Origin of the sequence: Sagittula sp. SSi028, assembly GCF_048553715.1 — a bacterium.
Lineage (GTDB): Bacteria > Pseudomonadota > Alphaproteobacteria > Rhodobacterales > Rhodobacteraceae > Sagittula.
This window is the reverse complement of the sequence record NZ_JBLZNC010000020.1, coordinates 1-13,673: the sequence shown is the minus strand read 5'-3', so window position 1 is coordinate 13,673 and position 13,673 is coordinate 1. Positions and strand designations below refer to the sequence as shown.

The 13,673-nt window shown below is 51.8% G+C and carries 11 protein-coding genes; 5 read left to right on the top strand and 6 right to left on the bottom strand.

The genetic code is table 11. The features are described 5' to 3' along the window. Window positions 1-149: 149 nt before the first annotated feature. Complete coding sequence (locus ACN5AZ_RS18120) at window positions 150-437, bottom strand: hypothetical protein (RefSeq protein WP_419430313.1); 288 nt, start codon at window positions 435-437, stop codon at window positions 150-152. A gap of 457 nt (window positions 438-894) precedes the next feature. Continuing rightward, on the bottom strand, window positions 895-2,316 hold the full coding sequence (locus ACN5AZ_RS18115) for a plasmid recombination protein (protein ID WP_419430312.1): 1,422 nt from the start codon (window positions 2,314-2,316) through the stop codon (window positions 895-897). Window positions 2,317-2,750: 434 nt separating this feature from the next. Between ACN5AZ_RS18115 and ACN5AZ_RS18110 the strand changes: the two genes are divergently transcribed. From ACN5AZ_RS18110 to ACN5AZ_RS18090, 5 genes are all read left to right on the top strand, one after another. Then, window positions 2,751-4,097, top strand: a complete 1,347-nt coding sequence (locus tag ACN5AZ_RS18110) for a helix-turn-helix domain-containing protein (protein WP_419430311.1) — start codon at window positions 2,751-2,753, stop codon at window positions 4,095-4,097. A gap of 497 nt (window positions 4,098-4,594) precedes the next feature. After that, a complete protein-coding gene (locus tag ACN5AZ_RS18105; RefSeq protein ID WP_419430310.1) occupies window positions 4,595-6,664 on the top strand; it encodes a hypothetical protein in 2,070 nt (689 codons plus the stop codon). A gap of 147 nt (window positions 6,665-6,811) precedes the next feature. Further along, the gene (locus ACN5AZ_RS18100; protein ID WP_419430309.1) at window positions 6,812-7,351 is read left to right on the top strand and encodes a recombinase family protein; all 540 of its coding nucleotides are present in this window, start codon (window positions 6,812-6,814) and stop codon (window positions 7,349-7,351) included. A gap of 95 nt (window positions 7,352-7,446) precedes the next feature. Further along, the gene (locus tag ACN5AZ_RS18095; RefSeq protein ID WP_419430308.1) at window positions 7,447-7,653 is read left to right on the top strand and encodes a helix-turn-helix domain-containing protein; all 207 of its coding nucleotides are present in this window, start codon (window positions 7,447-7,449) and stop codon (window positions 7,651-7,653) included. Then, on the top strand, window positions 7,650-9,683 hold the full coding sequence (locus ACN5AZ_RS18090; protein ID WP_419430307.1) for a hypothetical protein: 2,034 nt from the start codon (window positions 7,650-7,652) through the stop codon (window positions 9,681-9,683). Before ACN5AZ_RS18095 ends, ACN5AZ_RS18090 begins: the two co-directional genes overlap by 4 nt. On the opposite strand, the gene ACN5AZ_RS18085 is transcribed toward ACN5AZ_RS18090, so the two are convergent. From ACN5AZ_RS18085 to ACN5AZ_RS18070, 4 genes are all read right to left on the bottom strand, one after another. Further along, a complete protein-coding gene (locus tag ACN5AZ_RS18085) occupies window positions 9,680-10,570 on the bottom strand; it encodes a DNA adenine methylase (protein ID WP_419430306.1) in 891 nt (296 codons plus the stop codon). The two genes, ACN5AZ_RS18090 and ACN5AZ_RS18085, sit on opposite strands and share 4 nt — an antisense overlap. Continuing rightward, on the bottom strand, window positions 10,563-11,411 hold the full coding sequence (locus ACN5AZ_RS18080) for a DNA-methyltransferase (protein WP_419430305.1): 849 nt from the start codon (window positions 11,409-11,411) through the stop codon (window positions 10,563-10,565). The genes ACN5AZ_RS18085 and ACN5AZ_RS18080 overlap by 8 nt, the downstream gene beginning before the upstream one ends. A 261-nt stretch (window positions 11,412-11,672) precedes the next feature. Beyond that, a complete protein-coding gene (locus ACN5AZ_RS18075) occupies window positions 11,673-12,341 on the bottom strand; it encodes a ParA family protein (protein WP_419430304.1) in 669 nt (222 codons plus the stop codon). A 111-nt stretch (window positions 12,342-12,452) separates the two neighbouring features. Continuing rightward, window positions 12,453-13,487, bottom strand: coding sequence for a replication initiator protein A (locus ACN5AZ_RS18070; protein WP_419430303.1), 1,035 nt, complete (start codon window positions 13,485-13,487; stop codon window positions 12,453-12,455). Window positions 13,488-13,673 lie beyond the last annotated feature (186 nt).

Below are 13,673 nucleotides of genomic sequence, written 5' to 3'. Positions count from 1 at the left end.
CAATATTCGTGTTATCAGTTACCGGCGGCCAAAGAAATCTTTTATTTTTCAAAGATCTACGCCTGTTTTGAAGCCGCGTAACACAGATTCTAACACAAATATAACACCCACCTTCTCAAGCAGACCGGTCACCATCAGCACTTCACCGCTCACCGTTGGTAGAACACACAGGCATCGACACCCGTGGTTGTTGTCGTCCAGGACGCTCCAAGGACGGCGCACATGGAAGCGTTGCTTGCTAAGAAACGAGGAAGCGTCACCGTCAGGACAAGCGCAAGAACGACAGCACCCAGACCGAACCATGGAAGACGGCTTTTGAAGCGATCCAGCTTCTGTTCCCGTTCCCAAAGCTGGCGCATGGTATCTGACTTGGCCTCGTCAGCTTTCCTAAGAACTTCTTGCGTGTGGTTGGATGCCCGAAGCAGATCAGCGGCCATCTCGCCAACGCGGGTCAGAGTGTCGCCGATCCTGCCGTCGATGGTCGCGCCGACAATGTGTGAACAGGCATGCAAAATTCGGTGCCGATTGACAGCTACCCCGCGTTTGTTTAAAAAAGGCTTTTCGGATCTTCCGGTTCGTCAGGGGCTTCGTATTCGCCAGTCCAAAACATCCCATCCGTGCCATGACAAACATGGTGCAAGCTGGCGTGCAGCTCGTTGCCCAGGAGGCGATAGAGGTATGGACGGACCCGCCGCCGCATGGAGTCCCAGATGGCCTTATCGTCGAGTTTTTATTGCTCGACCGCCGAGTGTTCCAACTTGCCGGTATCCGCATCACGCAAGGTCATAGTTTTCCACGCCGCGAACAGAAGCTAGGCTTTTGGAATATCGAAACACACTCGCATGGTGTCGTGGTGCTGATCGCCCAGAATGATTTCACCATCAAACCGTGGAATCAAACATCTATATCCCAATTGCTCGACAAATCATCGGCCTCTGCTACCACCTCCGGCGGCAAGTCTTCACGGCCAAGGAACCTGCGAACACGTTGCATCATGGCATCGACGAACCCCGCCTTCACTTCGACCTCATGCCGTTTGCGGACGATCTTGAAAATTGCAGGCATGAGGCGGTCCAGAAGCGGCTTTGGGGCGTCGCGCAACGGCTGAGGGTCCTTCAAAGTGATCTTTCCGTTATCCTGCACTTTGAGGGTTTCCTCCGCCAGCTTCACCTCTGCCGCTGTCAGTTCCTTCTTCTGCTGATTTATCGTACCCGACAGGGTCACCAAACGCTTGGTTTCGGTCTTTACCGCCGATTGAGCCTCGACCAAGGTCGCTTCTTTTCGGGCTAGCGCCGCTTCAGCCCGCTTTACCGCCTCGCCCCGTTCTATGGCGGCTGCTTGCGCCGCCTGTAGCTTGCGGGTCCGCGCGACTAAAGTCGCCTCGGCTGCCGCGATATCCTGTTCTTTTTTCTCCAATCGCGCGGCGTAGGTGCGCCGCCGTTTTTCCTCTTTTTCCGATAGCTCCGCCTTGGCGGCCAGTTTCGCTAAATGTCCGCGCGTTTTCGCAGCGGATTGCTCCAGCGCATCCAGCTCTGATTGGTGCGCTTCCAATTCCGCTCGTATGGATTGAACGTCATCGGCCAAGCCCTCGCGTTGGCCACGCAGCGCATCCAGTTCATCCGGCAGATCCTGATGCAGCTCGCGGACGCTGCGATGTAGGGTCTCGGCGTAGTGCGCCCCTGCCGCCAAGCGTGCGCGCTTGCGATGACCCCGCTCAATGCCGGGGTGGAACTGCTGCATCACCTCTGTCGCAATGTCTTGCAGGTGTGCGGTGGTCCCGGCCTGCGTGGCGGCGCTCACCGCTTCGCCGTTGTCAGTATAAGCCCGTAAGGCGAAATGAGCGTGGATCGTGGTCTCGTCGAGATGCACCACAAGGGACTCGACCCGCGTGTTCAGGCGATCCGCGATCTCGCCGGTCAAAGCCGCAAACGCTGCGTCCTGCTGATGCGTATCCAAGCTTTCGAACATACCCGCAGCCTCGCGCCCAAAGGTGATAATGCCAGACGTGATGACTGCTGCGTTCGATTTCATAGCGCGCACACGCCCTGCCCTCTTGCGCAGTTCAGCATTCTCATCACGGATCTCGAACAAAGGCCGCATTGGGATCACCGTACGGTTCAGGGCGATGCGATTGGCATCCACATATGCAGGCGGCGTGCCGATGCGAAAGTCATGCCGCCGCGTGCCCTTGGCCTGCGACATGGAGCGTGCTTCGATCCGAACAGAGACCGCACGCGGGTTGGCGTCACGGGCGGTCGTGTCAGCGTGCAGTGACTTGGAGGGGCGCTCGAGCGATATGTCGACGTAATCTTTCATGCGCCGAGACTCGCGGAAGCCAGCGAAAATCCAAAAGGAAAAATGACGCGCGTTTTTGGCTGCCTAAGCGGCTGAGGTGCGCGATGGCAGAACCTACTAGGCATAACCTCACCCCTGCGGGGTTCGTTTTATGCCGAGCAGGCGAAGGGGAGTGCTGCGCTCCCCTTTCGAAACCCCAAGCCGAAGGGACTGCCGCCCCTTTCGAAACCCCGCTCCGCTTGCATCTCTATCCTTGATCGCTCAGCAATACCGCTCCATGTCCTAATCCCCCATGGCCTTGTCCAAGAGTGTACGTGCATGTGAGCTTCGAGCAGGTCATGGATGACACCGAGCCACATCATCGGATCTGACTTCACCTTCCCAAAAACATGTTTGGAGGCAGCATTAAATGCTAGCAGCTTCTTCTTTGGTTTCTCGAATCTGCTCAACATGAGATGTTCGGCAGCGTGATTTTGGCACTAATTTTGTCAAATGAGCTCAAGTTAGCCGCGGTTTTCTCGAAAAATCGCGGTTTTTATAGGGGGAAGGACAAAAAGTGCCAAATTGCTATAGAAGATAATGGCATTAATATTGGGGCCATAGATGCAAAGGAAGCACCGATGGCGTTCAAGGCAGAACTTCTCAAGAAGAAACTCAAGGAAGAAAACAAGACGCGCGATGAACTCGTTGAAGACCTTAAGAAACAGGGGTGCCTAAGGCACAAGCGAACTGTGAGTCGCTGGTTGGCGGGGACCAATCCTCCGAAGCCAAAAGACTTGGAAGCGATCGCGCGTGCTCTGCATTGCAAGCCGCAGGATTTTGACCCGTTTTTTGCTGATATCGGCTTGGGAGAAGTATCCATCCAGGCGCATGTGTCTACTGCGTCTCATAATGCCTACGAGCTCATGCGTTGGCGTTATGGGGTCAGCCAGAAGCAGATCATGGAACTGGCCCCCGTTCTCTTTTCCATTGTCGCTGGACATGCACTGAAAGTGCCGGAACAAGATGCCGAAGTTGCTTACCTTGCCATTGAAAACGGCCTCTCCGACCCGCGTCTGGATGAGGATAGGAAGCTCGGGGATCAGGCTATCAAGCTAAAAAAGTGTTTCGGAATTGAGACGTCCTGCCCAAGGACCGAAACATCGCGCAATCTATTCTACGAAGCAATCATTCGACTGTCGGCGCAGATTTCTAACCATGTCGACACCAAGTGGTTTGTGAAGGCTGCAGCTGAAGTGCCCCCAAGTGCGGCGGGGTATATATCAGACGTTGATTACGTAGAGCTTCTCTCTGGGGGCGAGCCACAGCTAGCTGAGGCCATCTCGAAAGGACGTATCCGGCTATCCTCGGTTGTTCAGCAGGTCAACGAAACCAAGGGTAATGGGCGCTCGGTCGAAGAGCTTGCGGAAGCCATTCGAAAAGCCCACGAACAGGGCATAGAAACTCAGAGAAAAGAAGGCCTCAAAAAGCTAAAAGTCTGGCGCGCGTTCTATGCTGAACGCCACCCAGAAATGGCTGCGGAGTATGATGACCTCGTGGCGAAGCATTGCCATGAAGAAGGTTGGTACCCTGAGAGGTATACGGGTGATGACCGTGTTCAAAGCTGGGTGAACCCGTTCCAGGAAGATCTGCATCTCAACGAGGATACGCTTTCTGAGTATTCGAGCCGCAAAGCTGCGGCCCTTGAAGCCGGTGAAATTGCAGGGCTTTTGCCGGACGACGATCCTATCTATCGCCGCTTTGAAGAGCTCCAGAGACACCGCTCTAAGCTCAAAAAGCAGTTCGAGGAGGAGTGGGCATGATGGCGGTGAGTGCAGACGCGTCTTTCGTCCTCAGCAACCATGCGGCAACGCGTATGGCCCAACGGAGTATTCGGCAAGACAGTCTCGAACTTGTCCTTCTGCATGGGACACGGGTCAAGGCGCGGCATGATTGTGAGGAGTACATCTTGTCACGACGGATCGTCCGGTACCTGACAGCCGCTGGCCTTGATGGGGAGATGATTGCAGCTGCGACCAAGGTGAGAGCGATTGTCGACGCCGCAGGTAATGTCGTGACTTGTTATCACCAGCGCAAAGGCCAATCACGACCGTCCAGTCGGAAAAATCATCGGAGGGAACCCAAATACGCTTGATCTTCTCCCCGAATAGTCGCGTAGACGATGTGTTAGTTGTGCCGCTGCGCACTGCTTATCGAAAACGATGGATCAGTGTGTTGACTTTAGCGGAACCGGAAAGTTACGCCTTAGAGTCGTTGACTATGAAATATAATAATAATTTGCGGGTAAAGGCAGAATGAAATGACGGTTGAAATACTTGGCCCCGAGAAAACCTCGGAGTGTGTGAACGCAGAGCGTTTAAAACGTATTTTGGAAGTCAGCGCACCAAACTTGAATGATCCAAAAATACGGCTTGCCATTGTTCCACAGGTTTTCACGAAAGGTCGTGAGATCGACTGCGTTTTGGTGTTCGAGGATACTAGACCAGTAAAAGAGATGTTTCGTACTACTTCAGGTATTCCGGTTCACTCTTTCGTAGCATGCGTCGAGGTCAAAAATCACTCTCCGGACGATGTTCAGATTCATGGTACGCATTTGGAGGTAAAATATAATGATGGATGGCATAATGCGACTTCTCAGGCGGATGCGCAGGTTTGGGCACTAAAAGGCTTTCAAGAGTTTTCATATTCAGGCAAGGCACGGCGCAAAAAAACGTATGTGCAATCTGTTCTATGGCTACCTCGTGTTCCTTCGGGTTCCCTGCCGGAACTACCCAATGGAAGATCAAGAATCGTTCTTGCGGATTTGACTTGGGCGCGATTAATCGAAGGTTTTGAGGAGAATTCTACGCTGCAAAGGGTTCAGACCCTAGTTCCAGAAGACCGAGATTCTCATTACCACAGCTATGATACTTTAGTAAAAGCTTTAACGGACAAAGTAGCACCGACCCGGCTAGATATGGAACGAATGAATGCGCTGACCCAAAAACGGTTTGACGCAGATAGACAAGCCTATGTTCGAAACTTAGGTAGTGGACTTTTGATGTTTCGTGGTCGCGCCGGTACCGGAAAGACCTTTGCACTGATCCAGATGGCCATCCATCTGGCCAGAAAGGGAGAACGAACGCGGATCGTGACGTATAATCACGGCCTGATATCTGATATGTCCCGCGCTATGGAGATCATTCGCGATCATCATCGTGATATTTCTCCCGTACCCAATGTGGAGACACGTTGGACGCTAATGGAGACGTTGTTTTCCTTGGCCTTCGGTATTGAGGCTGTAAGCGTAGTCAACAAGCTATATGTCGATCTGGGTAAGCGTGAAGACATATTCCTTCGCGCCTTACGTTGGAGTAGTTCATTTTTGAAAGAAGCGATACCGTGCTGCGCTAACAATGCCGCTGGAAAGCAATGCCATTGTAATCAACGCCCGGAAAATGCGAAGACTTGGTCAGACATTAGCAAATACCGAAAAAATTTCCCGCCCCCCTATGACTATCTCCTCGTTGATGAAGGTCAAGATTGGAGCACTGATCATCGCGATCTGATGTATGACGTTTTTGGGCCCGATCGTGTTATCGTGGCTGATGGAGTGGATCAGTTCGTCGATCTGTCGCGTTGCGACTGGGATCGCGGGGATGTCGCTAAGAACCGGATCGTACCTCTGCGCACATCTAGGCGCACCAAGGCAGCGACTTGCGACACGATAACTGACCTTGCACGCGCGCTGGAGGTGCCGAATTGGGATGTTGAACCAGACCAGGCTATGACTGGGGGGCGTCTTACCGTTCTTGTGGAACCGCATCCATATCGTGCGATCCAGCGCGCTTTTGAACTGCTAGGGGAAGATTTGGCAGCGCAGTCAAATATGAAGCCCGTGGATGCGTTGATGTGTCTTCCGCATAAGGGGGCGACAGCTGGAGTAAACTATCCTAAGTTGTTTGAGCGGGCTGCGGAACAGATAAAGGGTGATTATTGGTGTGGCTACGATAGGAAGACGCGCCAGAATCGTGAGTATCCTCGCCGCCAGAGCCAGCTGCGCACCGTGCTGTACGAAAGCTGTCGTGGCATGGAGGGTTGGACGACCCTGTGCATGGGGTTGGACCAGTTTTATGATTATGTCACCGCCAAGCCGGATATCGACATTGAGGGGTTGCGCGATGATCTGAAAGCCGATTTGGGGTTTCTTTTCTCGAAGGCAGCTTTTGAAGAAAAACTAGCAGCCGAGCGACGTGTCTATGCTTTGAACTGGTTAATGATTCCCCTTACGAGAAGCATGGATCACTTGATTATACATATCACAAATGAAAAAAGTTTGTTGGGGCGTGTTCTACAAAGCATTGATCATGATAAGATTCGGTGGAGATAATCGTTTATTTGGATTGCTTTTCCCATATGGGAGAAAACGGTCGTTTTTGGCCGCGCACCCTACCCCACTCAAGATCAACCGCTTAGCTGTGACAAAACCCCCCGGCAAAACCTTTGCAGTTTTGGCAGGTTTTTGTCACAGTGAAGCATGATCATCGGATATGCCCGCGTCAGCACTGACGACCAAAGCCTGGATTCACAGACGGATGCCCTCTCGGCAGCCGGTGCCGAGAAGGTTTTCGCCGACAAGATCAGCGGATCGAGGCGCGCGCGCCCGGAACTGGACAGAATGCTGGAGCAGCTCCGCGACGGTGACGTTGTGACGGTCACCAAGTATGATCGTCTGGCTCGGTCTCTGAAGGACCTCCTGGAGATCGTAGAAGCAATCCGGGAACGTGGTGCCGGCTTCCGGTCTCTGGCCGAAGATATCGACACGACGACGCCGGCTGGCCGTCTTGTGTTTCACGTCTTCGCTTCCATCGCTCAGTTTGAGCGCGAGCGTATTTCAGAACGAACACGCGAAGGTTTGGCGGCAGCTCGCAAGCGTGGCCGAATTGGTGGCAGGCCTCCAGCTCTCACAACTGCCCAGAAGGCCGAGGTGTGCCGCATGAGGGACGAAGAACACCGGCCGGCCACAGAGATTGCACGATTGTTTAAGGTCAGCGAGCGTACAGTGCGTCGCGTCTAATTTCTGTGACCTACTCAGAGTGCGGTCAACAATCAACAAAACAATGCTACTTATAGTCTGTCGATTTATTGTCATCATTCTGACAGTTTCGCCGAATGGTAGGAATCCGCGAACGTGTAGCGCTAAACATACGAAAAATCCGTCAAAGCAATGCCTTGTCTCAGGAGGAGCTTGCAGACTTGTGCGGCTTGCATCGGACTTATATCGGCTCTGTAGAGCGGAGTGAGCGTAATATCACAATCGAAAATTTGGATAGGATTGCCCATGCCTTAGGTGTAAATGCACGGGATTTAATAGGTTGATTGAAGCTAAAAGTGTTGTGCCATTTGAAAGCATACATGTGCATGGAGATAATATTGTCGAATGTGAGCGGGCACTAAGCCTGATTACTCAGGCGCTCGGACACGATCTTCTCAATATATCTTGGCCAAATTCTTCAGTTGCCTGCCCGCGCTATGAACTGGAGATACGTGGCTCTGAGAAGCCTCTTGTAATCACATTTTTCCCTGGCTTTGGTCGCTGGGATCACGATATCCTCAATTCTATAAGGGATCGCGGTGGTGTTTTGCGGGAAGCGGCAGATGTTATCGTGACCGCCGTGGAAAGTGGCGCTGAAAACCCACTATTCGCGATTGAGTTTTGCGGCGCTTTGCCTGCCGGAAACCAAGCGTGGCAACGAAGTGGCCGCGCCTTTTCTTTTGGAGCGGCCAAGGTGCCGTATCTCTACATATCCGAACTGGGTGGGTTCGAACTTGACGCCGACCGTAACCGTAAGGCTGCGAGACTGCCTAACCCTGCCGTGCCTTTTAGTTATTTATCATTTTCGATAGAGCGCGATACGCCAGTTTTTCCAATCTTCATTACTGCGCCAGGTGCTGATGAGGCATCACGTCAGCACTACGCAGATGAGTTTGCTGATGATGAGTTAGTTCAACTGGTCCGCGCCCATCTCACTGGGCAGGATGATGCTGATATATTCGAGCGATTACAGGCTAAGGTTCTATCATTTGTCAAAAAAAGAGCTAGTGCATCGCGACAAGGTGAAACCCTTAGCAGCGATCAATGGCAAATTGCCTTTGATCGAGTTGAGCAGCCTATCGGTGTATCTGGCTTTCTTACTGATACCGTTAAGCAAAATTGGGCAAAAACCGCATATATCTCTGCACTGACTGAGCGGTCTAAAGCCCTGATGCAACTGGGAAAAAAGTATGGCGTCGGGTTAACTAGCACAAAATTACCTATGTGCATTATTAGCGCTAAAGCGCGCAAAGCGTTTTCAGTAGAAGTTGGTGCTCTATTTCCAGAACTAGACGCTAAATTCGCGACTTTCCTAGAGTCTGAGAAACCCTTGGCAATTTGTTGGGTGATGGGTTTCAAGCCGGGTGGCGATGATGCACGTCCAGACCGTGGCCTACCACCTTTGACCCGCATGCTGATTGGCGAGCAGCATGAGATGATGACAGTTGTGTACGGCCCTGCCCCTCCTTCAACCTGGAGTACGCTTGTCAAACGACCAGGTGTCTTGGCCGATCGAAACGGGCTTTGGGAAGCAATCATGGAAACATCTGACGCACTCCTTGTAGATGCTTCTACCGATAATGTTTCAAAGAAAGGCTATCTACGGTCAGAGTGGGTCGGGGATTTGCCAACGCTCAAGATTGATCCGTTTCTTGTCCAGCCAGCCCCGAACAAGCTCGGTGAAAACGATGTAGACACAGCACTTCACTTGTTACTTTCGCAGTTATCAGGGCCAAACATTTTTGAAGGCATGTGTAACCCCCCTGGTGGTGACTGGAGTGGTGTTTCTATTGTCAGCCCAGATGGCGGTACAGAGTATCGCTGGTTGTCCCTTCCCCGTGTCAGCGGAGCAGATAAGAAAAGACCGGATCATGTATTTCAAATAACCGACAAGAGCCTATCACCTGACATCATTCTTTCGATTGAGTCGAAGGAACTTCCAGCGGGAGGAAAAGGGTTAGAGGACAACATCGGACCTCGGCTCACCGCATACCTACACTATCTTTTTGCGACACCTGCCAATGTCGAACGAGCAACCTCAACGACGGCATGGCAGCATTCTCAGCATCTCGTCACGCTGGACGGTTATCGGTATGCTTCTGCGGGTGCTTTCATATACACCACTGAAGAACAAACTTTGGACGCTGTTAACCGCTCGGAGACTGATCTAATATTTGCTGTTAATTTTGAAGCCACCGGCCTCAACTGTGATATAAAAATATACTGCTCCACAAAGCTTGGTAAAATAGTAGCAGACTACATAATCAAAAGCGCCGTGGAATCCGATATTATTTCAATCTCAAGAGCGATCTAGTAATTTAGGTATAGGGTTTCTTCCACGCGTTCGACTTTGCCACTAAGTACCTTTTTTACTGTCGAGTTTCCGCTGTGAATAAAGTGTCTGACTTTGAATAAGTCCTTTGGGACATCGTGAGTTAGGTCTAAATCACCACGTGTCCCGTCGTACGATAACGCCCATTTCACCCCTTTAACATTGAGTTTTTCCAACTCTTGGAAGAGTTCTTCAGGGGTTAGAGATTCTGCATAACGTTGTTTGTTTCCAGCATACGGCGGATCAAAGTATACAAAATCGCCTCTTTTCGTATCTTGCAAAACGTCACGATAGTCTCGACAAACTAGGTGAACTCCCTGAAGTACACGACTCCAAGTCTTAACTGCTTTGCCGAAGCGGTTTGGTTGCATACCCCTACGAGACAGGTGGAAGGAGTTATTGAACTCGCCACGATCATTAAACCGAACAATTCCATTGACGCACGTCCGCATAAGAAAATTCAGATCAATGGGATTTGGGGATTTATTGAACCTATCTCTGGCTTGGTAAAAAACTGATGGCACACCGTTGCCTCGAGTCATTGTCGATGAATCTATCCCATCCAGCTCTGCATTAAGCTCTAACCACTGTTGTTCATACTGTCCTATTAGTGTGTCAGGCTCATCTCGAATTGTTTGCCAAAGTTCCACCAGTGGCTTGTAAATATCGCTACCGACGGCACCTGGATGAGCAGCCAAAAACATGATGGCCCCTCCCCCCAAAAAAGGCTCTATATAGCGTTCAAAACTTGGAGCTAGCTGTGCGATCCTGCATGCTTGCGAGCGTTTGCTGCCAGTCCACTTAATGGCTGACGGAATATTTTCCGCGTCACGAAACTGGAAGAGTGCTTTTGTTGCGATGTCAGACATTTAAGGAAGGCTCCACAGCATCTAAGCGACGTTGTGAGAGAGCTACAAACTCTGCATCAGTTTCAAAGCCAAGAAAGTCAAAGCCCATCTCTTTTGCTGCTACACATTCTGTCCCGGCTCCTGCAAACGGAACTAGAATTTTTGCGTCTGGCGGAGCCGAAACAGTTAGTAGGCGCTTGCTCAAACGAAGTGGTTTTTGAGTCGGGTGTTTCCCATGAGCCAGTTCAGATTTTGCTTTATTATTAGGCACATCCCAAACAGTTCTCATTTGTTTCCCGGCAGCCTTCATCAGGTCGCCAGCAAACTCAAGCTCCTTGGTATCTTCATAATTGAAGTGATATTTTCGAGACTTCGCTGTACCGGTATGCGCCCATAAAACAGACTCGTGGCTTGCGGTTAAACGGCGGCCAGAGAGGTTCGGAAAGCTATTTCTTTTGTACCAAATCACCTCGTTGATTATTTCAACCTCAAGTAGCTGCATGGCAACATTTGTAATGCCTATATTATGATAAGTACCATGAACCCAGATAGATCCCGTTGGTTTTATCAAACGCTTAACTTCGGCCAGCCATGCCATTGAAAAATCTAAGTATTGCGCAAGCGGCATATTATCCCACTCAGCCATCACCTTGTTCCAGCTACCGCCAAATCCCGGTAAATCCTTGCTGCTATCCCAAGACCAGTTGCCTCCTTTGCTGACGTTATACGGAGGGTCAGCGATGGCCACGTCGAAGGAATTATCGGGTAGCGCCCGCATACCCTCAAGGCAGTCTTGCAACATAACTTTGTTCAACGGGACTTTAACGCTCTCGTCTATAGAGTGAGTCATCTGCTTATTCATTGGGCTCTCTCCAGGTAGATTTGCCACATATTTTCTATGAGCTGCCCTTGTGTAATTCCAAGTCGCTCAGCCTCAGTCGCGATGCCCTCCCCAACTTTAGGGAACACCTTCGGGTGCAACTGATAAGTGCGGGGACTAGGCTTGCGTCCAGGCTTCTTACGTGGCGTCCGGTCGAGAAACCCCCTCGCCTCTCCAACTTCGTCCACACGTCTAACATCTTCAACGGTTGTCCCTTTCGGGCGGGCCTTGAGTCCAGCAAGTCTATTTGAGCCGCTCATATACAGCCTCCGTGAATGCCTGAGCGTTTGCCAACGCCTTATCTACCTTGCCGCCCGTGACCATCTTCGGGTCATTCATCATTGCTGTCAGATCGGCTCCATAGGCGAATAGTTCCGAGAACGCCGCGCGCGCCACCAAGGACGGTTCGATCACGTCGATCCCTGCCCCGCTGAGCTGTGCTTCGAGTTCCTTCTGCACGCGGCTTTTGACGGCTGCGCTGGTCTTGGTCAGCACCACAGCATGACGGATTGACCGCCCAAGCGCTTCTTCCTCTTCGCGAACCAACGCCAACGCTTCGGACCCGATCTCCGCGTCCAGCGCTGTCGGCTGCATTGGGACAATCACCAAATCCGCCTGGGAGATGGCGCGGCTGACAAGCTGGGACGCAACGCCTTCCAGGTCCACAATGACGATCTTGCCGTCACCGTCCGCGTTCCGGATGGTTGGAACGATCTCTGAACGGCCAACATCGCTCTTCAAGGTCACACCGGAAGGTGCGCCATGAGATGCCCACCGGGTAAGAGACTTGTTCGGGTCACAGTCAAGCACCGTGACGTCCGCGCCCATGCGGGCGAACTCGGACGCCAGAAGAACGGCGCATGTCGATTTTCCAACCCCACCTTTGGGGCTTGCCATAACGATGACGGGCATTGCTCGATCCTGCCACTTAGTTGTTATCGGTTTTATATCTCACACCGGAATTAAATCCAAAACCGGAATTATATCGCTTACCGATTTTATTTCTGTAACCGGTTTTTAACCTCAAGGTCTACCTCGCTTCTCGAACCATTTTCGGCAGAATCCAATGAAAGCGCGGTCGGCGTTGCGGGGCGGCTCAACACACCAGTCGCGCCACTCTCGCTCCAGAAAACGAACGTCCCAACCGGGCGCTGCATGGCGCGCTTCTTCGTAGGTGTCGGACTGGAGCGGTGGAATGCTGCCTTCAACAAGCTGGGCAGGAGACATCGTGCCGCGATTGGTGAACACCACCATGTCGGCTTCATCCTCAAAGGTTACGTGGTAATCCGGCAAATGGTCATGCTCTGTGAGCTGACGGATCATCTGCCGAAAGCGCTTCTGGGGGCTTTGCGACCCGGTCTTAAGCAGCAACTTAGCCAACGTGATGCGCCAGGTTTTCTGCTGCCCGCAATGCTTCCGAGCGATCTCGTACACCCGTCTTTCAATGGGCTTGCGCAGACGGAAGTAATCCCGGTGGAGGGTCAGTACCTCTTCGTTTCGGATTGCGTTGAAAACCCAGTCTGACAGTTTCACTTCACACCATAAGAGACGCCCGTCCAAACCGTGCTTTCGGCGGATCGAGGAAGCGTCGATCAGGCCAAAGCCATCGACTTGCTCTTCATCGCCTGTGACAATGTTTGTCCTGATCCTCGTCCCTTCGAGGCGATCAAGGGCATCGAGCAGGGACTGGTATTCCCGGCCACTTGTACCCCGGTTAGTGAAGATCAGCAGCTCTCTCGAGTTAATCCGGACCCGGGGCGAAACGGCTTCGCCCTCCTTCAGCTTCGCCATGATCTGACTGATACAGTAGATCAGAATGTCCTTGTCGTAGATCGTCGCCAGACCCTTCACACTCGGCGTAATCTGCAGCCACTTGTCGCCATTCTCATAGCGCTTGACCGTCGTCTCAGGCTTCTTTGAGAGTGAATAGAACGGATGCTCCATGTGTTGCATCACGTCCTTCAGGACAGCGTCCGCCACATCACAAATGAACAGATCATGCTGCGGATGACGATCCGGCAGGAGCGGGGCAAGGGTATTCGTGTTATCAGTTACCATAAGTCGACATTCGTGGTTTTAGTTACCGAAGTCAAGATTCGTGTTATCGGTTACCAAAAGCAGGATTTCAGTTACCAATATTCGTGTTATCAGTTACCGGCGGCCAAAGAAATCTTTTATTTTTCAAAGATCTACGCCTGTTTTGAAGCCGCGTAACACAGATTCTAACACAAATATAACACCCAC